We start from the raw sequence: 21,348 nt of genomic DNA on the forward strand, positions 1-21,348 counted from the left end.
CTCGCGGGCGGTCCCTGTTCGGGGGTGGTCCCCGTTCGCGGGCGGTCCGTCTCCGCGGGCTGACTACCGCCTGACGGGCAGGAGCCGGAAGGAGCGCAGATAGGCCGGGGCGGGCGAGCCGACGCCGGTCACCTCGTCGTAGCCGGGGACCGCGGCCAGCGAGGAGTCGTGGCCGAGGGTCTGGAGCGTGGTGGAGGTGCCCGCCGAATCGTCCACGCCGTTGCGGTAGTCGACCCGTACGGCAGCCAACTGCCGGTCGGCGCCGAGCGGGTGGTCGGTGACGTCGTGGAAGTCGGCGGCGTGCCGCTGGTCGTAGAGGCGGGGGTTGGCGAAGCCGATCGGGAAGCCCTGCGCCTGCTGGGCGAGTGCCTGGATGCCGGCGATCACCGGCGCGGCCAGGCTGGTGCCGCCGATCCTGAACTCGCTGTACTTCACGGTGCCGTCGGGAAAGCTCTGGGTCTGGCCGATGAGGAAGCCGGTGGTGGGGTCGGCGACCGCCGCGATGTCCGGGACGGTCCGCATCGCCCGCCCGCCGCCCTGCCGCGCGAGGGCGGCCGGTACCACGCCGCGCTGGTACCACGGCTGGGCCGCCCGCGTGCTCGCCCCGCCGCCCGCGCCGTCGTCGAAGGTGCCCGGCAGCGAGGACCACGCGGTCCCGGTGGAGTTCAGCCGCGAGTTGTCGGTGCCCCAGCCGGTCTCCCACTGGTAGCCGTCGTCCGCGCCCACCGCGAGCGACGTCCCGCCGACCGCGGTCACCCACGGCCGCGACGCGGGCGTCTCGCTCTGCTTGGTGCCGGTCGACGCCTTGTCGTCGGCGTCGTCGCCGCTGGAGAAGTAGAAGCCGATGCCCTCCAGCGCTCCGGTGGCGAACGTCTGGTCGTAGGCCGGGTCGAGCGCCGGGTCCGCGGCGCTCTCCGGCTCGCCCCACGAGTCGCTGACGATGTCCGCGAGATGGTGGTCCACGACGGTGTTCAGGGCCGCCAGCAGGTCGGGGTCGTCGCACGAGGCGGCGCCGACGTACGTGATCCCGGCGTCCTGCGCCATCGCGTGCGCCGCCTCCACGTCGAGCGACTGCTCGCCGTACCAGCCGTCCGCGCCGCACTGGTCGGTGTCGGTCCAGGCCGGGGCGTCCACGGTGGTCAACTGGCCGGCGCGGTAAGGCGCGTCGCCGTTGCGCCGGGCGTACGTCTCGGCGTCCGCGGTCAGCGTCGGGGAGTGGTAGGCGTCCACCACCGCCACGGTCACGCCGCGCCCGGAAAGGCCCGAGCCGGTCACGCCGTACGCACTCCGCAACTGCCGCCCGGTGTAGCCCTGGACGGCGTACGGCGGGACGGCGCCGTACGCCTGCGGGACGCCGGCCGCCGGGTGGTCGCCCCAACTGGTCGAGAACGGCGGCGCGTTGACGAAGGCGGCGGTGGGGCCGGGGAGTTGATCGCCCGGCGAGGCCGCCGATACGGCCTTGGGCGTCGCCAGGTGCGGGGTGTCCTCCAGGCCGGTCACCGTCAGCACCGCGTCGGCCATGTCCGCCGGGACCGAGGCGGCGGTGACCGGCGCGGTGTAGACGTGGCCGCCCTTGCGGTACCGGTGCAGGGTCGTGCCGAACGCGGCGCTGACGGCCTTCGGGCTGCCCTGCACGGTCAGCTGGTGCGCGTCCGCGGCCGTCACCCGGAAGCCGGCGCCGGTCAGCCAGTCGCGTACGGCCGCCTGCCGGCCAGGCGTGGCGCCGTACCGCGCCTGTACCTGCGCCGGGGTGAGGTACCGGCCGTACTCCGCCGAGGCCGGGTCGGAGACCGAACGGGCCGCCGCCTCCAGCCCGGCGTGGTCCCGGCCGGCCAGGTACACGTGCGCGGTCACGGTCGTGCCGGTCGGCGCCTGGCCCTGGTCGGCCTGCGCGGTCGCCCACGGGGGCGCGGTACCGGGCAGGCCGATCCGCCCGGTGGGTACGGCGGGCACGGCGGACGGCGTGGCGGCGTGCGCGGCGGCGGGAGTGCCCGCCACCACCAGCCCCGCGGCCAGCAGGGACGCGGTACGGGCGAGGAGCTTGCGGCTGCGTCGGCGCATGGGCGGTCACCTCTCGGTGGTGGGCGGTGCGGGCCTTCCGAAGATGCATGACCCTTCGCCGGCCGACGGCAACACGGACACCGGGAGATTGCCGCGGGCGGCGGCTGAAACTTCATCAGTTCGGGTGTTCCACCCCACCTCTGCGGATGCGCGGCGGGCCGCACATACCCAGGGGGCGCGGGGAGCTGCGCGACCAGCCCCCCACTCGGGGAGGGTCCCGCGGCGCCCCCGCCGCAAGGTCCCGAGAACCGCGGACAGGGGCACCCGGGAGGGTCCCGCCTACCCCGGAAGGGGCGGCGCCGACTTCGCCGGGTTCGCCGCCAACGCCTCCAGGGCCATCCCGATGGCACGGTCGAGCTGGGGATCGCGCCCGGCGGCGTAATCCTGCGGGGTGACGACCACCTCGACATCCGGCTCGACCCCGTGGTTCTCCACGGACCACCCGAACCCCTCGAACCAGAGCGCGTACTTCGGCTGGGTCACCGAGGTCCCGTCGATCAGCTGGTAGCGGCTGTCGATGCCGATCACGCCGCCCCAGGTGCGGGTACCGACCACCGGGCCGATCCCGAGCGTGCGGATCGCCGCGTTGACGATGTCACCGTCCGACCCGGAGAACTCGTTGGCCACCGCCACCACGGGCCCGCGGGGAGCGTCCTGCGGGTAGCTGAAGGGGTGGCCGTACCGCGGCAGGTCCCAGCCGATGACCCGGCGGGCCAGCTTCTCCACCACGAGCTGCGAGGTGTGCCCGCCGCGGTTCTCGCGGACGTCGACCACCAGCCCCTCGCGGGCCACCTCGACCCTCAGGTCGCGATGGAGTTCGGCCCAGCCGTTGCTGACCATGTCGGGCACGTGCAGGTAGCCGAGCCGGCCGCCGGACGCCCGGTGGACGTAGGCGCGCCGGTCGGCGACCCAGTCGTGGTAGCGCAGCGCCTCCTCGTCGGCGAGCGGCACCGCGACCACGTGCCGGACCGGGCCGCCCGCCGCCGGTGTGACCGTCAGCTCGACCGGCTTGCCCGCGGTGCCCACCAGCAGCGGCGCGGGGCCGGTCAGCGGGTCGACCGGCAGCCCGTCCACCGCGACGAGGGTGTCCCCGGCGCGGACCGCCACCCCGGGCGCGGCCAGCGGCGAGCGCGCCCGGGGGTCGGAGGACTCGCCGGACAGCACCCGGTCCACCCGCCAACTGCCGTCCTCCGCACGGGAGATGTCCGCACCGAGCAGACCCTGGCGGCGGCGCGGGTCACCGGAGCCGCCGGGGGGCGAGACGTACGCGTGCGAGGTCCGCAGCTCGCCGTGGAGTTCCCACAGCAGGTCCACGAGGTCGTCGTGGGTGGCGATGCGGTCCAGCAGCGCGCGGTACCGCTCGCCGATCGCGTCCCAGTCGAGGCCGCCCATGTCGGCCCGCCAGAAGTGGTCGCGGGCGAGGCGGTGCGTCTCGTCGAACATCTGCCGCCACTCGTCGGCGGGTTGGACGGTGGCGCGCACCCGGGCCAGGTCGATGCTCGTCGAACTGTCCGAGTCGTCATCGGACTTGCTGTCCGCCGGCCCGATCCGCAGCCGCGCCCCGCTGGTGACGAGCACCTTCGTGCCGTCGCCGGAGACCGCGAAACCGTCGGCGTCGGAGGCGATCTCCTCGACCTTCAACTGCCGCAGGTCGTAACGCTCCAGGACGGTCTCCGGCGGCTCGGCCTCGGGCGTGGCCAGAGACGCGCCGAGGCTGCCGACGAGCGGGTGCCGCAGCCACAGCACCCCGCCCTTGGCGGCTTCCAACCCCGAGTAGTGGCCGGCCTCGACGGGGAAGGGCACGATCCGGTCGGCGATGCCCTCCGCGTCGACCTTGGTGGGACGTGGCCGGTCCCGGCGGCCGCGCCGGCCCGAACCACCGGTGTCGGAACCGCCGTTGTCGCTGCCGGAGCCACTGTCGGAGCCGTTGCCGGAGTCACCGTCGGAGGCGTCGTCGGACTCCTCGCCGGAACCGCTGTCCGAGCCGTCGTCCGCGCCGGTGCCGGCGCTCACGCCCGCCCCGGTGTCCTCGCCCGCGGCCAGCCCCAGACCCGTACCCGTGCCTGTACCCGTGCCGCCGCCGTCCCCGTGCTCGCCGTTCTCGTCCCCGTCGTCGTCGTACGGGCGGCCGTGCCGCTGCGGGCCGAACGGTGAGGGCGTGGTGGCGGCGAGCGTGATCAGGTACGGGCGGCAGGCGTTGGGGAAGGAGAGGTCGAACACGTGGGCGTCGTAGACCGGGTCGAAGGCCCGCTGGGACAGGAAGGCGAGGTGCCGGCCGTCGGCGGTGAACGCGGGCGCGAAGTCGATGAAACGCAGCGGGGTGGCGTCCACCAGGGTCAGGTCCGCGGTGGCGGCGAGCTTGATCTGCCGCAGCGAGCCCGGCCCGGGCTGGGACCAGGCCAGCCAGCCGGAGTCGGGGGAGAAGGCCAGGTCGCTGACGTCTCCGGCGTTTCCGGCCGGTGCGGGAGCCGGTGCGGGTTCGTCGTCGCCCTCCGCGGTGGCCGTGTCGGTCGTCGGCACCTCGCGGACCTCGCCGGTCTGCGTGTCGACCAGCAGCACCCGCCCGTCGTGCGAGGCGACCGCGATCCGGTGGCCGTCCGGCGACACCTCCAGCTCGTGCACCCGGCCGAGCCGCCCGGCCGCGAGCCGGCGCGGCGCGGTGCCGGCCGGCAGTCCGGTGGCCGGGGAGATCTCCAGCGCGTCGTCGCCGTCGACGTCGGTCACCCACACCACGTACTGGTCGTCGCCCTGCGAGAACACCCGCGGGTGCCGGGTGCGTACGCCCGGCTGCGCGGCCAGGACCCGGGCCGGGCCGCCCCGGTGGGTGACCCAGTGCGTGGTGCCGCGCACCTCCACCGCGCTGCCCCGGCCGGTGTGGTCCGGCCGGGCGTCGCCCAGATACGCGGCAGGGCGCAGCGGGTAGGGCTGCAAGTCCACCCGCTGGCCGCCGAGTTCGATCTCCAGCGGGCGCGGCTGTACGTCCTCGCCGAGGCTGTCCAGCACGTACAGGGTGCCGCCGACGGTGTACACCACCCGGGTGCCGTCGGTGCCTGCCTGCCGGGCGTAGAACCCGCCGAGCGGGGTGTGGCGGCGCAGGTCGGCGCCGTCGGGCCGGCTGGAGTAGAGCGCGCCCTGGCCCTCGTGGTCGGAGAGGAACGCGATCCGGTCGCCGACCCACATCGGGTACTCGAGGTTGCCGTCGATGTCTTCGTGCAGCCGGGCGAACTCCCCCTCGCCGGTGGGGTCGAGCCACAACTTGCCCGCGGTGCCGCCCCGGTAGCCCTTCCAGTACGCGGCCTCGCGCCCCATCGTCACCGACTGGAGCAGCAGGGCGCCGTCCGGTCCGTACGCGAGGTCGCCGAGCGGGCCGAGCGGCAACTTCCGCGCGGGGCCGCCGTCCAGCGGCAGCCGGTGCGCCCAGGTACGGCGGATCGACGCCTGGCCGGCCGTGGTCACCACCACCAGCTCGCCGTCCGGCGTCCATGTCCGCACGCCGGTCTGGGCGTTGCCCCAGTAGGTGAGCCGCCGCGAGGGGCCCCCGGCCAGGTCCGCCACGTGGACTTCGGGGGCGCCGTCGCGGGTGGAGGACCAGGCCACCGACGTGCCGTCGGGGGAGATCCGCGGCCGCCGGACCGGCATGTTGTCCGCGCTGACCCGCCAGGCCCGGCCGCCGTCGAGCGGCGCGACCCACACGTCGTCCTCGGCGGTGAAGACGACCAGGTCACCGTGCGGGTGCGGGTGCCTCAGGTACGAGGGGTGAGATGCGGGGTGAACAGGGCCCGAAGGGCGCGCGGAGAGCGAGGACTGCGTCACGAAGCCAGCCTAACCACGATCAACTGCGCTGAGCAGTGCCCCTCGGTACGAACCGGGGCCGCCGCGCGGAGCGCAGCCGGTCAGCACGCGCCGAGCCCGTGCACGTCGAAAACGGTGCGGCCCTCCACCAACGCGGTCAGATGGCCCTGGACGCACTTGAGGTTCGACTGCCGGGTCACGTCGCCCTTCACCGAGATCTTCCGCTGGTCGTTCGTGCGGCCCACGCAGTCGACCTTCGGGTCCTTCCTGTCCTCGGTCGCGCTGCACGACAGCCACTGCACCTGGACGTGGTCCTGCTTCAGCGCCTTGGTGGCCAACTGGTCAGTGCTCACCGATACGTTGGAGCTGCTCAGCCCGTCCACGGGATCGCACGCCGCGACCGTGGCCATCACCATGGCGGCTCCCGCCACCCCGACACCCCAGTTCCTCCGGATGCGTCCCATCCCCCCACGATGCCCCGCCCTGTTCACGGCGGCCATCCCCCACACGGTGGACGTCCGCCCTTAAGGGCCGCGGCCCGCGCGGACGCCTGCGGGCGTGGGCCGGAAGGCCGGTAGGCCGGCTCACCCGCCACCGCCGGCCTACCCGCCTCCGCTGCCTCACCCGCCTCCGCCGCCGCCACCGCCGCCCCCCGTGCTCGGGCGGCAGTCGGTGTGGCACGACGGCAGCGCGTAGTAGGCGATCGCGCCGATCCCCGCCACGATGGCTCCGACCAGCATCAGCATCGCGAGCAGGCAGCCCACGGAGATCGACCGGTCACGTAACCTGCCCGCCCGGGGCGCGCGTTCGTTCCTCACTCCCGTGATGTGCCCGGCGGGCGCCGCACCGGAACACGCAAGGGGGGCCGTACCGCGAGGAGGACGACGGGCGGGCCGATACGATGCCGGGTGCGGGTCGGCGGACGGCGCCGGCCGCGGACGGACGAGCGGAAGAGCAAGGGGTGCCGCCGTGGCGGGAGAAGCACAGCCGGACTGCCTGTTCTGCAAGATCGTGGCCGGGGACATCCCGGCGACGGTGGTGCGGGAGACGGAGACCACCATCGCGTTCCGGGACATCAACCCGCAGGCGCCCACCCATGTGCTGGTGATCCCGCGGGTGCACTACGCCGACGCGGCCGAGCTGGCCGCGGGCGACCCGGCCGCCGCCGCGGACGTGCTGCGGGAGGCCGGCGAGGTGGCCGCGCGGGAGAACGTGGTCGACACCGGCTACCGGATCGTGTTCAACACCGGCCCGGGCGCGGGCCAGACCGTCTTCCACGCGCACGCCCACGTGCTGGGCGGCCGCGACCTCCAGCGGCTGGTCTGAGCCGGGCACCGGACGCCCCGAACCCCCAGACCTGACCCGGACACCCGGCCCGACCCGGACACCCGGACCCGACCCAGACACCCGGACCTGACCTGGACCCCCGGACCCGACCCGCGACCGTACGGACCCCAGCGCCATGTCACCCCGCGAACTCGTCGTGCTCGGCACCGCCAGCCAGGTGCCGACCCGGCAGCGCAACCACAACGGCTACGTGCTGCGCTGGGACACCGAGGGCATCCTCTTCGACCCCGGCGACGGCACCCAGCGGCAGATGGTGCACGCCGGGCTGGCCGCGCACGACCTGACCCGGATCTGCGTCACGCACTTCCACGGCGACCACAGCCTGGGCCTGGCCGGGGTGGTGCAGCGGATCAACCTGGACCGGGTGCCGCACCCGATCACCGCGCACTACCCGGCGAGCGGGCAGCGGTACTTCGAGCGGCTGCGGTACGCCACCGCGTACCGCGAGACCGCGGAACTGCGCGAGCGGCCGCTCGACGAGGACGGCCCGATCGCGGTCACCGGCGAACTCACGCTGTCGGCACGGCGGTTGTCGCACCCCGTGGAGGCGTACGGCTACCGGCTGGACGAGCCCGACGGGCGGCGGATACTGCCGGAGCGACTGGCCGCACACGGCATCGCCGGGCCGGACATCAGCCGGCTGCAACGTGACGGCGAGCTGCGCGGGGTGACGCTGGATCAGGTCAGCGAGCCGCGGCCGGGCCAGTCGTTCGCGTTCGTGATGGACACCCGGATGTGCCCGGCGGTGCCCGAACTCGCCGCGGGATGCGACATGTTGGTGATCGAGTCCACCTTCCTCGACCAGGACGCCGGGATCGCCGAGGAGTACGGCCATCTCACCGCGGGACAGGCGGGCCGGGTGGCCGCGGAAGCGGGTGTACGGCACCTGGTGCTCACCCACTTCTCGCAGCGCTACCCCGACCCGGACGACTTCGGGCACCAGGCCCGCGCGGCGGGCTTCGCCGGCGAACTCACCGTCGCCCACGACCTGATGCGCGTCCCGGTGCCCAAACGCCGTCCCTGAAGGGGACCTTGCCGCCGCACGGCACAGCTTCACACCCACGGCGGCCGCACGCCCTACGGCAGGTAGTACATCGGGTTCGGCAGCTTGAACGACTTGTCCGCGTGCCCGCCCTCCAGGTCGCTGTACTGGTCGCCGAAGTTGCCGACGATGTCGTAGCCCAGCGACTCGATGTGCGCCCGGGTGCCGGACTTGTACTCGATGGTCGTGCAGGTCGCGCCGCACGGCAGGTACGACGGCGGGGTGGCCGCGTTCTTCAGGTACAGGTGCGAGGTGTCGGCCGGCGCCTTGAAGCCCTCCGCGGTCAGGTTCCGCACCGTGTCGGCGCGCTGCGCCTCCGGGCGACCGGTGATCCAGAAGACCGTGATGCCCTTCGAGGCGGCCCAGTTGACGAGGGTGTCGATGCCGAAGACCGGCGGCATGTTCTTGGTGTCCAGGTACGACTGGTTGCTCGCCGGGGTGTAGTTGAAGCCCACCTCCAGCTCGTAGTTGTACGTCAGCAGGCTGGTGTCGTCGACGTCGAGCACGATCGCGGGCTTGCCGCTCTTGCCATGGCCCTTCCCGCCGCCGTGGCCGTGGCCGGCGGTGGCCGCCTGCGCCAGCCAGGACTTCGCCTTCGCCTCGATCCCGGCGACCTGATGTGCGTAGTTGCTGGTCGGGGACGCCTGGTGCTCGCCCGACGCGTCGACGGTGTCGCCGTAGTACGCCTTGATCTCGTCGACGACGTTGGTGAGATTGGGGATCTGCTTGTCGCTGCGCGGTGCGGAGTTGTCCGCGGTCGCGACGCCGACGCCGTAGAACGTGGCGCCCAGCGTCACCGCGGCGGCGGTGACGGCCAGCGCGCGGGTACGCAGGGACAGACGGGCACGGGGCATGGCGGTGCTCCTTCAAAGCTTGGTGGTGCGGCGGAATGTAGACCCCGGCATCCGAGCAGGTCAAGGCCCATCTACGCGCGTGGCGGCGCAACACGGGTTCATCCGTGGTTTCCTTTGCGTTAACCCGCAGTTCAGAGCCGCGCGGGCCGGGTTCCGCCGGTTGTCACCAGTTCGCCGCGGTGAGGATACGGCTCGCCGCCGCCGCGGAGTCGACCAGCGGATGCCGTACCAGCGCGCGCAGCGCCGCCGCCCGCGAACCGGTGGTCGCCGCCTCGATCGCCGCCCGCTCCACCGACTTCAGCGCCAGCATCAGCCCGGCCTGGTGCTCGTCGGGCGCCGCCACCGGCAGCGGCCGCGCCCCGAACGCGCCGACCTCGCATGGCACTTCCACCACCGCGTCCGGGTCCAGCGCCGAAACCACCCCGCCGCCGGGCACGTTGAGGATCAGCACGGTGCGCTCGTCCCGCGCGATGGCCCGCATCAGGGCGAGCGCCACCTTGTCGTAGCCGCCGCCGTCCAGGTCGTGCGGGTCGCGCTGCCAGCCGCCGGTGGCCGCGCGGTTCTCGGCCATGTAGGTCTCCTCGCGCTCCAACCGGGCACGCTCCCACAGCTCGTACGCCGACGGCCCGCGGCCGGCCGCGCCCGCCGATCCCGCCGCGCCCGCCTCCGTACCGCCCGCGCGGTCCGCCGCCGCGAAGAACTCCGACTGCCGCGCGTGCAGGAACTCCCCCCGGGTCGCGTCCGCCGACCGCACCGCCGCCAGCGCCTCCCGCTCGAAGTAGTAGTAGTGCAGGTACTCGTTGGGCAGCGAACCCAGCGCCGACAGCCACTCCGCGCCGAACAGCCGCCCCTCCTCGAACGAGCCGAGCGCCGCCGGGTCCGCGAGCAACCCCGGCAGCAACTCCCGTCCGTCCAGGGCGAGTCCGCGCAGCCAGCCGAGGTGGTTGAGGCCGACGTAGTCGTACGAGAAGCCCGGCGCGTCCGGGTCCGCGCCCGCCGCCCGCGCGGCCCGCCGGACCAACCCCACCGGCGAGTCGCAGATGCCGATCACGCGCGGGCCCAGTACCCGGGCCATCGCCTCCGTCACCATCCCCGCGGGGTTGGTGAAGTTGATCACCCACGCGGACGGGGCCACCGCGCGGACGCGCTCGGCGAGGTGCAGGGCGACCGGGACGGTGCGCAGTCCGTACAGCACCCCGCCCGCGCCGACGGTCTCCTGGCCGAGCACGCCCTCGGCCAGCGGGACCTGCTCGTCCCGCACCCGGCCCCCCGTGCCGCCGACCCGGATCGCCGAGAACACGAAGTCCGTGCCGCGCAGCGCCGCGTCCAGGTCCGTCTCGACCCGCACGCGCGGTCCGGGAGCCGCACCCGCCGCCCCCTGCTCGGCCAGCACCTTCGCGATGACCCGCAGGCGCAGCGGGTCCGTGTCGTGCAGCACCAGTTCCGTGACCGTGGGGTCCCCTTGCAGGGCCCGAAACACCAGGGGCACCCGGAAGCCGCCCCCGCCGAGGATGGTGAGTCGCACGCCGTATCCGTCCCGTCTGCCCGGCCAATGTCCTCCCCGGACCTTACGACCCGTCCGTGGCGCAACCCCACCGGCAGGTGGTCCCTGAACCGACAGCACGTGGCAACCCGGTCGGTCAGGGGCACCGTGCGACAGTGGGGGGATGGACGATCATCCCGTTCTCGACCCGCTGGGAGGGCTGCGTGCGCCGGGCGACCCGGCGACGGACGTGTACCTGACGGGCACCGTCTTCCTGGACATCATCTTCACCGGACTGGACCGGGCCCCGGTGCGAGGCACGGAGTCCTGGGCGCGCGGCATGGGCTCCAGCCCCGGCGGCATCGCGAACATGGCCACCGCGCTGGCCCGCCTCGGCCTGCGCACGACGCTCGCCGCGGCCTTCGGCGACGACATGTACGGCGACTACTGCTGGGAGTGCCTGCGGGAGGGCGAGGGCATCGACCTCGGGCCGTCCCGGCGGGTCCCCGGCTGGCACTCCCCGGTCACCGTGTCGATGGCGTACGAGGGCGAGCGGACCATGGTCAGCCACGGCCACCGCGCACCGCCTCCGGAGGACGCTGTGCCGACCTGCCCGCCGCCGGCCCGCGCCGCGGTCGCCTCGCTCGGCGGCCGGGAGGCGGGCGAGGAGCGCTACGACTGGATCGCCGGGGCCGCCGCGTCCGGCACGAAGGTCTTCGCCGACGTCGGCTGGGACGAGACCGGCCGCTGGGACCCCGCCGACCTCGCCGGGCTGCGGCACTGCGCCGCGTTCCTGCCGAACGCCGAGGAGGCGGTCCGCTACACGCGGGCCGACGGCCCCCGCGAGGCCGCCCACCGGCTGGCCGAACTCGTACCGCTCGCGGTGGTCACCCTCGGTGCGCAGGGCGCCATCGCGGTGGATTCCGCGACCGGCCAGACCGCGGAGGTGCCCGCGCTGGCGGTGGAGGCGCTGGACCCGACCGGCGCCGGGGACGTCTTCGTGGCCGGCTTCGTCACCGGCACCCTCGCGCAGTGGCCGCTGGCCGACCGGCTGGCGTTCGCCTCGCTGTGCGCGGCGCTGTCCGTGCAGGAGTTCGGCGGGTCGCTGTCCGCGCCCGGCTGGATGGAGATCGCCGGCTGGTGGGAGCAGGCCAAGGCGTTCGCAGGTCAGGCCCCGCACCACCGAGAGGCGGTGTGCCGGTACGGCTTCCTGGAGGACCTGCTGCCGGCGGCCACCCGCCCGTGGCCGCTGCGCCGAGCCGTCCCCACGATCGGCTTCCGCCCGGCGGGCGGCGCGGTCGGTGGCGCGGTCAGCGGATCGGTCAGCGGATCGGTCCCCGGCGCGGTCGGCGGCGCGCCGGGGGGCGCACCCGGCAGCGCGGCCCGAAACGGCGAGCGGTAATCCCCTCTGCCTGCGGCGTTCCGCGTCGTACCCTTGGTACCCCAAGGCCCCCTGGGCCCATCGACCAGCAGAAGGCGGGATGAGCAGGCCCTAGCGCCGGCCCATGACTCAGACACCGACCCAGCAGCAGCCGCAGCAGCCGCATCAGGCGCGCGCGCACTTCGTCGTACCGGCCAAGCACCCCATGGTGACCGTCCTGGGCTCTGGTGACGCTCTTCTCCGCGTGATCGAGCAGGCGTTCCCGGCCGTCGACATCCACGTCAGGGGCAACGAGATCAGCGCGGTCGGCGACGCCGCCGACGTGGCCCTGGTCCAGCGGTTGTTCGACGAGATGATGCTGGTGCTGCGCACCGGCCAGCCCATGACGGAGGACGCCGTCGAGCGCTCGATCGCGATGCTCCGGGCGAACGGGACGTCGGCCGACGGCGAGGCGGAGACGCCCGCCCAGGTCCTCACCCAGAACATCCTCTCCAGCCGCGGCCGCACCATCCGCCCCAAGACGGTCAACCAGAAGCGCTACGTCGACGCGATCGACCGGCACACGATCGTCTTCGGCATCGGCCCGGCCGGCACCGGCAAGACCTACCTGGCGATGGCGAAGGCCGTGCAGGCCCTTCAGGCCAAGCAGGTCAACCGGATCATCCTGACCCGCCCCGCGGTCGAGGCCGGCGAGCGGCTGGGCTTCCTGCCCGGCACCCTGTACGAGAAGATCGACCCGTACCTGCGCCCGCTCTACGACGCGCTGCACGACATGCTGGACCCCGACACCATCCCCCGCCTGATGGCCGCCGGCACCATCGAGGTCGCCCCGCTGGCCTACATGCGCGGCAGAACCCTGAATGACGCGTTCATCATCCTGGACGAGGCGCAGAACACCAGCGCCGAGCAGATGAAGATGTTCCTGACCCGGCTCGGCTTCGACTCGAAGATCGTCATCACCGGCGACATCACGCAGATCGACCTGCCCGGCGGCACCAAGAGCGGGCTGCGCCAGGTGCAGGACATCCTCTTCGACGTGGACGACGTGCACTTCTCCCGGCTCACCAGCACCGACGTGGTCCGCCATAAGCTGGTCGGGCGCATCGTGGACGCCTACGAGCGCTACGACAACGCCCAGGCCGAGGAAGAGTCCGCGCGCGGCCAGGACGCCGGGCGCGGGCGCGGCGGCGGCTCCGGGCCGAAGAGAAAGTAACCACTCCACCACCATGGCGATCGACGTCAACAACGAGTCCGGCTGGGATATCGACGACGAGGCGGTCCTGGACGCCGCCCGTTACGCCCTGCACCGGATGCGCATCCACCCGCTCTCCGAACTGTCGGTGATCGTGGTGGACGCCGCCGCGATGGAGCAACTCCACCTCCAGTGGATGAACCTCCCCGGCCCCACCGATGTCATGTCCTTCCCGATGGACGAACTGCGGCCGGGCAAGGAGGACGACGAACCCGAGCAGGGCCTGCTCGGGGACATCGTGCTCTGCCCGGAGGTGGCGAAGAAGCAGGGCGAGGAGGCGCCGACGAAGCACTCCATGGACGAGGAGCTTCAGTTGCTCACCGTGCACGGCGTGCTCCACCTGCTGGGGTACGACCACGAGGAGCCCGAGGAGAAGGCCGAGATGTTCGGCCTGCAGAAGGCGATCCTGGACGGCTGGCGGGCCGAGCGCGGTGTCGAGGGCCCCTCGCCCGCGCCCACCACCCGCTGACGGCGGCGACTGCACCCTCATGGTCGTCTTCGCCGTACTGCTCGTTATCGTCGCCTGGCTCGCGGCGTGCGCCGAGGCCGGGCTCGCCCGGGTCTCCCGGTTCCGCGCCCAGGACGCGCTGCGCTCCGGCCGGCGCGGGGCCGCGAACCTCGTCGCGGTCGCCTCCGACCCCACCCGCTACCTGAACGTGGCGCTGCTGGTGCGCGTCGCCTGCGAGACGGCCGCGGCCGTCCTGATCACGGTCGTCGCCGACCGGCACTTCGACCGCACCTGGCAGGTGCTGTGCGTCGCGATCGGCGTGATGGTGCTGGTGTCGTACGTGGCGGTCGGGGTCTCGCCGCGCACCATCGGCCGCCAGCACCCGATGAACACCGCGACCGCCGCGTCGTACGTCCTGCTGCCGCTGGCCCGGGTGATGGGGCCGGTGCCGGGGCTGCTGATCCTGCTGGGCAACGCGCTCACGCCCGGCAAGGGCTTCAAGCGCGGGCCGTTCGCGAGCGAGGCGGAGCTGCGGGCGGCCGTGGACCTCGCCGAGTCCGAGTCACTGATCGAGGACGAGGAGCGCCGGATGGTGCACTCGGTCTTCGAGTTGGGCGACACGATCGTGCGCGAGGTGATGGTGCCGCGTACCGAACTCGTGATGATCGAACGGTTCAAGACGGTCCGTCAGGGGATGACGCTGGCGCTGCGCAGCGGCTTCTCCCGGATTCCGGTGACCGGGGAGAGCGAGGACGACGTGGTCGGCTTCGTCTACCTCAAGGACCTGGCGCGGCGGGTGCACATCAACCGCGACGCCGAGTCCGACCCGGTCTCCTCCCTGATCCGGCCGGCGTTCTTCGTGCCCGACACCAAGAACGCCGGGGACCTGCTGCGCGAGATGCAGCAGCAGCGCAACCACGTCGCGGTCGTGGTCGACGAGTACGGCGGCACCGCCGGCATCGTGACGATCGAGGACATCCTGGAGGAGATCGTCGGGGAGATCACCGACGAGTACGACCGGGAGACGCCGCCGGTGGAGCGGCTGGGCGGCGGCCGGTTCCGGGTCACCGCGCGGCTGGACATCGGCGACCTCGGCGAGCTGTACGGCGTGCCGCTCGACGACGACGACGTGGAGACGGTCGGCGGCCTGCTGGCGAAGGCGCTGGGCCGGGTGCCGATCCCGGGCGCGGTCGCGGTGGTGCCGCTGCCGGTGGACGCGTCGGCGGTCGGGCCCGACGGTACGGTCGCGCTGCGGCTGACCGCGGAGACGCAGGCGGGGCGGCGGAACCGGATCGGCACGGTGCTGGTGGAGCCGGTGAGCGGTGCCGAGGCGTCGGGGGCGACGCGGGTCCAGGGCCACCCGGAGCCGGGCGCGGCGGGGCGTGGCGAGGGGGCGCTCGGCGGCGATCGGTAATTTCGACAAGTAAATTCAACAAGTTGCTTGTCGAACTGTTACGGTGGCGGTCATGCGCCCACACGACCCCAACGGCACCCCCGTGCCGGTTTCCGGCGGCCCCGCCCCGGCCGGCTCCACGCCCGCCGGCGGCACCGCGGCCGACAGCACGCCGGCAGTCGCCCACCGGCTCAGCGTGGCCATCACCCGCCTCCGCTCGCGCCTGCGGGTGGAGGCGGGACTGCACGGCACCGGACTGTCGATCTCGCAGCTCGCGGTGCTGGGCAGCGTGGTGCACGACGGTCCGGTCACCGCGGCCTGGCTGGCCACCACCCAGCACGTGAGCCCGCAGTCCATCGCCCAGAACCTGGCCGTACTCAAGGCGGCCGGCCTGGTGCGGGGCCACCGGGACCCGGCCGACGGCCGCAAGACGCTGGTGACCGCCGAGCCGTCCGCCGCGCGCCTGCTGGACGCGTTGGAGTCCTCGCGGGAGTCCTTCCTCACCCGGGCCCTGGACGCGCTGGTCCCGGCGGGGGAGCGCGCCGACCTGGAGCGCACGATCGCGCTGCTGGAGCGGCTCGCGGCGGCGGAACTCGACGACGCCGGGCCGAAGGGGCCGGAGGGATTGGTAGGTCCGGAGGGACCGGATAGCCGGAGGGACGTGGCGAGCCCGAAGGACGTGGCGAGCCCGGAAGGTCCGGCGGAATGACGCTCCGAATACGGAAGCAGGCGGCGTCCGCGCCCGCGGGGACGGACGCCGCCGCCCCCTTCGCCTGGCGCTTCGTGACCCCGCTGTACGTGGGCTCCGCGCTCAACCCGGTGAACAGCTCGATCATCGCGACCGCGCTCGTACCCATCTCCACCGCGCTGCACGTGTCCGTCGGCAGCACCGCGGTCCTGGTCTCCAGCCTCTACCTGGCCTGCGCCATCGCCCAGCCCACCGCGGGCAAGCTCGCGGAGGAGTTCGGGCCGCGCCGGGTGTTCCTGGCGGGGATCACGCTGGTGCTGCTCGGCGGGGTGCTCGGCGGTTTCGCCACCGACCTGGCGACGCTCACCGTGGCGCGGGTGCTGATCGGCGTCGGCACGTCCGCGGGCTTCCCCTCGGCGATGGTGCTGATCCGGCGGCGGGCCGCCGCCGCGGGTCTGGCCGAGCCGCCCGGCGCCGTGCTCGGCGGGATCGCGATCGCCGGGATGGCCACCACAGCGGTGGGACCGCCGCTCGGCGGCGTCCTGGTCGGCGCGCTCGGCTGGCACTGGGCGTTCCTGATCAACGTGCCCGTCACCGCCGTCGCGTTCGTGATGACGTTGTGCTGGGTGCCGGCCGACCCGCCCGCCACCGGGCCGCGCCGCGGTGCGCGGCAGATCGCCGCCCGGATCGACCTGCCCGGCATGGTCGGCTTCGGCGGGTTCATGACCGCGCTGATGGTCTTCCTGATGGACCTGCCGGACCTCGACTGGATCGCGCTCGCCGTCGCCGTGCTGCTGCTGGGGCCGCTCGTGTGGTGGGAACTGCGCACCCCCACCCCCTTCTTCGACATCCGCGGCCTCGGTGCCAACGCGGCCCTCACCCGGACCTACCTGCGCACCTCGCTCACCTTGCTGGGCACCTACACCGTGATGTACGGGCTCACCCAGTGGCTGGAGGCCGGCCGGGGGCTGTCCACCGAGGAGGCGGGGCTGCTGCTCCTGCCGATGGGCGCGCTGTCCGCGCTCGTCTCGCGCCCGCTGTCCCGGCGCAACCTCGTCCGCGGGCCGCTGGTCACCGCCGCGGTCGCCATGCTGGCCGGCTCGCTGGGCATCCTCGCGCTGACCGCGCACAGCCCGGTCGTCCTGGTCGTGGCCGTCACCCTCGTCTTCGGCCTGTGCGTCGGCACCGCCACCGTCAGCAACCAGACCGCGCTCTACACGCAGTCGCCGCCCGAGCAGATCGGTACCGCCTCCGGGCTCTTCCGCACCTTCGGCTACCTCGGCTCCATCGTCTCCGCCACCGTCACCGGGCTCGCCTTCAAGCACGGCGCCACCGACTCCGGGCTGCACGCGGCGGCGATCATCCTCATCGCCGCGGGCGCCGCGGTCCTCGCGATGACCCTTCTGGACCGCGGCCTGACCCGGAAGTCGTAGCGGGTGGCGGCGTGTTCGGGCCTCACGCGGCGCCGCGGGCGGGCTCCGGGGCGTCGGCCGGAGCGGCCGCCGGGTCGGCGGTCGCCGAGGTGCCGCGGGCGGCGCGGGGGAGGAGCAGCGGGGTGGCGAGGACGAGCAGTCCGGCGGCGCCGATCGCCAGGCGCGGTGAGGTGAGGGCCGCCAGCAGGCCCCACAGGGCGGTCATGGCCGCGACGGTGAGGTTGCTGCTGACCGTCCACGCGGACAGTGTGCGGGCGACGCGGTCCGTCGCGGTCTGCTCCAGCCGGTAGGTGGCGAGCACCGGGTTGAACACGCCGATGCAGGTGACCAGGCCGAACTGCACCACGACCACGAGCACGATCCCGGCGATCCCGGGCCGGAGGAACGCCAGCCACAGCGGCCAGCAGGCGCGCAGCGTGCCCGACACGAGCAGGACGCGGTGCTGCCCGAACCGCGCGACCAGCCGCCGGGACAGCCGCGCCCCGATCAGGCCGCCGAGGCAAGGCAGCGCGAAGGCGAGGCCGTACTGCCATGGGGCGAAGCCGAGCCGGCCGAGCATGAGGACGGCGAGCAGCGGTTCGGTGGCCAGCAGCAGGGCGCTCATCAGGAGCGTGTTGAGGAAGAGCCGGCGCAGCGTCGGGTGGCCGAGGATGTGCCGCCATCCGTCGAGCAGTTCGGCGATCCGCGAGCGGGGCGCGGCGCCGCCCTGTGCGGGGACCGGCGTCGTACGGGCCCGCGGGTGCGGCTCGCTGCCGCCGATCGCGCGGACGCCGAGGGCCGACAGCAGGTAGCTGACCGCGTCGGCGACCACGGTCGTCACCGGGCCGAACAGCCCGATCGCGGCGCCGCCGAGCGGCGGTCCGATCACGGTGGCGGTCCATGTGGTCGACTCGAAGCGGCCGTTGGCGACGAGCAGGTGCTCCGGCCGGACCAGCGACTTCAGGTAGGCGCCGCTCGCCGACCGGAACGCGATCTTCGCGGTGGCCACGACGACGGACACGACGAGCAGTTGGGCGAAGCCGAGCCGGCCGCACGCGTAGGCGACGGGGATGCTGATCATCGCGGCGAACCGGACCAGGTCCATCGCGATCATCACCGGCCGCTTGCGGTGGAACTCCACCCACGGGCCGAGCGGCACCGCCGCCACCGCGCCCACGGCGAGCCCGGCGGCCGACAGCGCCGACACCTCGCCCGACCCGGCGTGCAGCACCATGATCGCGAGCAGCGGGAACGCCCCGAAGCCGAAGCCGGTGCCGTAGGCGCTGACCGCGTAGGCCGCCCAGAGCCAGCCGAAGGGCCGCCCCAGCGACCGCGTCCCCGCCGTTCCCGCCGCGCCGGGTGCCGTATCGTCCGCCCTGCCGTCCGTCACGTTCAGCGCACCCCTCGCCATGTCGCCCGTACAACTCCGCGTTGACCGGCGCCATGAAAGCAAGCGCGAGGACGGCAGGGCAAACAACCATCCGTCCGGCGAGCCACAACCAGGAGTTGTGCCTTGATGGCCGAGGTGCCGGGCGGGACCACATGCGGTGCACGCCCGGCGATCGGTCTACGCCGTACGGACGTTGCGCAGCTCCCCGAACGGCGACACCACCGTCCGCCCGGGACCCGGCAGCGCCGCGCCGTCGCCGGCCGCATCCGCCTCGACCCCGAACAACCCGGCGATCACCGCCTCGGTCACCGCGACGGCGGCCACGCTCTCCCGGTTGGACACCCCGCGCTCGGCGACGCGGTAGCGGCCGTCCGCGGTGGCCTCCATCGCCTGCCCCCACAGCCCGCCCGACGTGGCGCGATGGCCGCGCCGCAGCAGGTCCGCCGCGAGGTCGGCCCGCCCGAGCCGGCACAGCCCGTACGCGGTCGCCCCCGGCCAGGCCGCGAAGGCGCCCGCCGCGCCGTGGTCGGGCCGGTCGGACAGCGGCGCGATCGGGTCGGCCGGGTCGAGCGCCCGCATCCAGTCCCCGTCGATCAGCCGGGTCGTCACGAACCGCACCATCTCCGCGCGCCGCGCCGCCGACAGGTCACCGGTCATGTCGGCGGCCACCAGCGCGAAGTCCAGGCAGTGGCCGATGGGTTCGCTGCCCTCCGGGTGCCGGATCAGCCACCGCCCGTCGCCCGCGTAGCCCTCCAGTACCGCGCGGGCCAGCGCGTCGCCGTCCCGCTCGGCGCCGGTCGCCTCCGCGTCCAGGCCGAGCCGGCGCAGCAGCCCGCCGAGCGAGCGCAGCATGCCGACGTAGCCGGCGTTGAACGACGTCACCGCGTCACGGTAGTTGGGCACGCACTCCAGCAACTCCCAGGCGTCCCGGCCCAGATCGACCAGCACCCCTCCGCCGAACGCCGCCGCCCGCGAACGAGGCCGGTAGGCCATCGCCCGCAGATGGTCCAACACGCTGCGCCCGCCGGTGGATTCGGCGAGCAGTCCCAGGTCCCCGGTCACCCCGAGATACGCGGTGGCGGTACGGAACAGCGCGTGGTCGTTCGCGGCGTAGTGGTTGCCGACCGGCAGCAGGTTGCGGGTGTCGAACGAGTGGCAGTGGTCGTACGGCTGGCCGAGCGCCGCCACGATCCATGCCCGCATCCCGGCCGGCTCCAGCAGCGCCGCGGTGCGGGCGAACTCCGACTGGTCCCAGAAGAAGGTCGTGGTCGGCCCGAGCCGGGGCCCGCCGGTCAGGAACACCGGACCGGTCCGCGACACCTGCGTGTTGCGCAGGTACAGCGCCAGCAGCACCCCCAGGTAGTAGGTGCGCTCCAGGTCCGGGTCGGCCGTGACCAGCGCCGGAAGGTGCCCGGAGAACTCGGGGTTGCCCGGCGTGAACGCGTACGCCCAGGTGGCGCGCCACCGCTCGGCGGCCTCCGCGAAGGCCGCGTCGAAGCCGGCCGCCGCGCCGTACGCCCGTCGCCGCGCCGCGTCCGCGTCCCGGGCCACGTCCAGCACGAAGCCCACCTCGACCCGCTGCCCGGGCGCGAGCGCGACCTCCCAGCGGGCCACCGCCCGCGCGCCGTCCACGGTCAGTGCGTCCGGCGCGGCCTGGAACGCGTAGCAGGACCGGGCCGGCCCGGCCCCGTCCGTGACCAGCACCCCGCCGCCGGGCAGCGCCTCGGCCGTCCACCGCTGCCCGCCCCACCACGGCGCCGTACGCCCCGCCGCGGCGCCGTCGACCAGCAGCGTCGCGCCCTGCTCCGACAGCCGCACGCCCACCGCGTGCCAGGACCCGAGCGGCAGCGGCTCTTCGGCCAGCACCAGCTCCCCGCCGATCCGCAGCGTCAACCTCCCTTCATGGAAGCCCAGTTGAGCCGAGTCCGGATGGTTGCCGTGGGTGGCGACCACCCCGCTCACCCCGGGCTGGTCCACCCGCACCTCCAACTGCAGTGCGTCGCCCGCGCCGAGCGCCACCGGTCCGACCCGCAGGTCGGTGCCGGCCCGCACGGTGTACGCGGCCACGCCGTCGCCGATCGCCGTGCGTGCCCCGTTGCTCCGCTCGACCGCCAACTGCCGTACCAGGCAGGGCGCGCCGGGCGCTCGCACCCGGCCGGAGTCCGGCGCGGAGTGGTCCGGCAGCTCCGACTCCAGCAGCATCGGCGCGGTGTCCTCGTCCCGTTGGATGCCGGGGATGCGCGGCGAGCCGAGCCGTATCCAGCGCTCGCCGTGCGGGAGGAGCTGCACCTGCCGGGGTCTTTCGGCCGTCACCTCCGCGCGCAGCCGCTCGGTGGCGTAGAAGTCGTGGTGGTGGCCGGAGTTCCACGGAGTTCCGTACAGCCAGCCCCAGTCGACCTCGGAGTGCGCGAACATCGCCAGCATCTCCTGCTCGACGACCGTCCGCACCGGCTCCGCCGAGTCGTTGCGCAGCGTGATCCGCCACAGCACGCGGCTGCGCTCGTACGCCATCCGCACGTCGGTCTCGACGGTCAACGGCCCCTGCTCGGCGGCGCGTCGGACGCCCCAGGGGGACCAGCGCATCCGCTGCGCGGCGAGCGGGCGGCCGTCCACCCGCAGGACCCCGGTGTGGTAGCCGCCGCTGTAGGGCGGGAACGCCACCCACGACAGCGACGCCAGGTCCGCGTTGACGTGCGCCTGGCCCCACTGGTTGCGCAGCGACGGCAGATGGGCCAGCTCCTCGACCGGCAGCCACCCGCCGGCCAGGTCGTCCAGCGCGGGCACTCCTTCGGGCCGGTCAGGACC

General features: G+C 73.9%; 16 protein-coding genes. 8 read left to right on the top strand and 8 right to left on the bottom strand.

Annotated features, from left to right (window positions below; all coding sequences use genetic code 11):
• Positions 1-63: 63 nt before the first annotated feature.
• The 4 genes from AB0399_RS24515 to AB0399_RS24530 form a co-directional block, all read right to left on the bottom strand.
• On the bottom strand, positions 64-2,061 hold the full coding sequence (locus AB0399_RS24515; protein ID WP_366412800.1) for a S53 family peptidase: 1,998 nt from the start codon (positions 2,059-2,061) through the stop codon (positions 64-66).
• Positions 2,062-2,340: 279 nt separating this feature from the next.
• A complete protein-coding gene (locus tag AB0399_RS24520; protein ID WP_366412801.1) occupies positions 2,341-5,874 on the bottom strand; it encodes a PDZ domain-containing protein in 3,534 nt (1,177 codons plus the stop codon).
• A gap of 80 nt (positions 5,875-5,954) precedes the next feature.
• Positions 5,955-6,317 (bottom strand): hypothetical protein, encoded by a 363-nt coding sequence (locus AB0399_RS24525; RefSeq protein WP_366412802.1) that lies wholly within the window; start codon positions 6,315-6,317, stop codon positions 5,955-5,957.
• 156 nt (positions 6,318-6,473) lie between these two features.
• Positions 6,474-6,599, bottom strand: coding sequence for a hypothetical protein (locus tag AB0399_RS24530; RefSeq protein ID WP_366412803.1), 126 nt, complete (start codon positions 6,597-6,599; stop codon positions 6,474-6,476).
• Positions 6,600-6,822: 223 nt separating this feature from the next.
• Here AB0399_RS24530 and AB0399_RS24535 point away from each other — a divergent pair, with 223 nt between their 5' ends.
• Together AB0399_RS24535 and AB0399_RS24540 are read left to right on the top strand one after the other, a co-directional pair.
• Complete coding sequence (locus AB0399_RS24535; protein WP_329369521.1) at positions 6,823-7,179, top strand: histidine triad nucleotide-binding protein; 357 nt, start codon at positions 6,823-6,825, stop codon at positions 7,177-7,179.
• A gap of 136 nt (positions 7,180-7,315) precedes the next feature.
• Entirely contained in the window at positions 7,316-8,224 is a 909-nt protein-coding gene (locus tag AB0399_RS24540) for a ribonuclease Z (protein ID WP_366412804.1), read from the top strand.
• Positions 8,225-8,277: 53 nt separating this feature from the next.
• On the opposite strand, the gene AB0399_RS24545 is transcribed toward AB0399_RS24540, so the two are convergent.
• Positions 8,278-9,096, bottom strand: a complete 819-nt coding sequence (locus tag AB0399_RS24545; RefSeq protein ID WP_366412805.1) for an HAD family acid phosphatase — start codon at positions 9,094-9,096, stop codon at positions 8,278-8,280.
• A gap of 163 nt (positions 9,097-9,259) precedes the next feature.
• Positions 9,260-10,621 (bottom strand): 6-phospho-beta-glucosidase, encoded by a 1,362-nt coding sequence (locus tag AB0399_RS24550; RefSeq protein WP_366412806.1) that lies wholly within the window; start codon positions 10,619-10,621, stop codon positions 9,260-9,262.
• A 142-nt stretch (positions 10,622-10,763) separates the two neighbouring features.
• Between AB0399_RS24550 and AB0399_RS24555 the strand changes: the two genes are divergently transcribed.
• From AB0399_RS24555 to AB0399_RS24580, 6 genes are all read left to right on the top strand, one after another.
• Complete coding sequence (locus AB0399_RS24555) at positions 10,764-11,981, top strand: PfkB family carbohydrate kinase (RefSeq protein WP_366412807.1); 1,218 nt, start codon at positions 10,764-10,766, stop codon at positions 11,979-11,981.
• 103 nt (positions 11,982-12,084) lie between these two features.
• Positions 12,085-13,173: a PhoH family protein gene (locus AB0399_RS24560; RefSeq protein ID WP_366412808.1), complete on the top strand. Its 1,089-nt coding sequence runs from the start codon at positions 12,085-12,087 to the stop codon at positions 13,171-13,173.
• A 13-nt stretch (positions 13,174-13,186) separates the two neighbouring features.
• Positions 13,187-13,681: an rRNA maturation RNase YbeY gene (gene ybeY / locus AB0399_RS24565; RefSeq protein ID WP_329369529.1), complete on the top strand. Its 495-nt coding sequence runs from the start codon at positions 13,187-13,189 to the stop codon at positions 13,679-13,681.
• A gap of 19 nt (positions 13,682-13,700) precedes the next feature.
• Positions 13,701-15,074, top strand: coding sequence for a hemolysin family protein (locus tag AB0399_RS24570; protein ID WP_329369531.1), 1,374 nt, complete (start codon positions 13,701-13,703; stop codon positions 15,072-15,074).
• 52 nt (positions 15,075-15,126) lie between these two features.
• The gene (locus tag AB0399_RS24575; protein ID WP_366412809.1) at positions 15,127-15,762 is read left to right on the top strand and encodes a MarR family winged helix-turn-helix transcriptional regulator; all 636 of its coding nucleotides are present in this window, start codon (positions 15,127-15,129) and stop codon (positions 15,760-15,762) included.
• Positions 15,759-17,174, top strand: coding sequence for an MFS transporter (locus AB0399_RS24580; RefSeq protein WP_366412810.1), 1,416 nt, complete (start codon positions 15,759-15,761; stop codon positions 17,172-17,174). The genes AB0399_RS24575 and AB0399_RS24580 overlap by 4 nt, the downstream gene beginning before the upstream one ends.
• Positions 17,175-17,196: 22 nt before the next feature.
• Here the strand turns inward: AB0399_RS24580 and AB0399_RS24585 are convergent, their stop codons facing one another.
• Together AB0399_RS24585 and AB0399_RS24590 are read right to left on the bottom strand one after the other, a co-directional pair.
• On the bottom strand, positions 17,197-18,543 hold the full coding sequence (locus AB0399_RS24585) for an MFS transporter (protein WP_366412811.1): 1,347 nt from the start codon (positions 18,541-18,543) through the stop codon (positions 17,197-17,199).
• 177 nt (positions 18,544-18,720) lie between these two features.
• On the bottom strand, positions 18,721-21,327 hold the full coding sequence (locus AB0399_RS24590; RefSeq protein ID WP_366412812.1) for a hypothetical protein: 2,607 nt from the start codon (positions 21,325-21,327) through the stop codon (positions 18,721-18,723).
• Positions 21,328-21,348 lie beyond the last annotated feature (21 nt).

Origin of the sequence: Streptomyces sp. NPDC088194 (genome assembly GCF_040702025.1) — a bacterium.
In the GTDB taxonomy this organism is placed as follows: Bacteria; Actinomycetota; Actinomycetes; order Streptomycetales; family Streptomycetaceae; genus Actinacidiphila.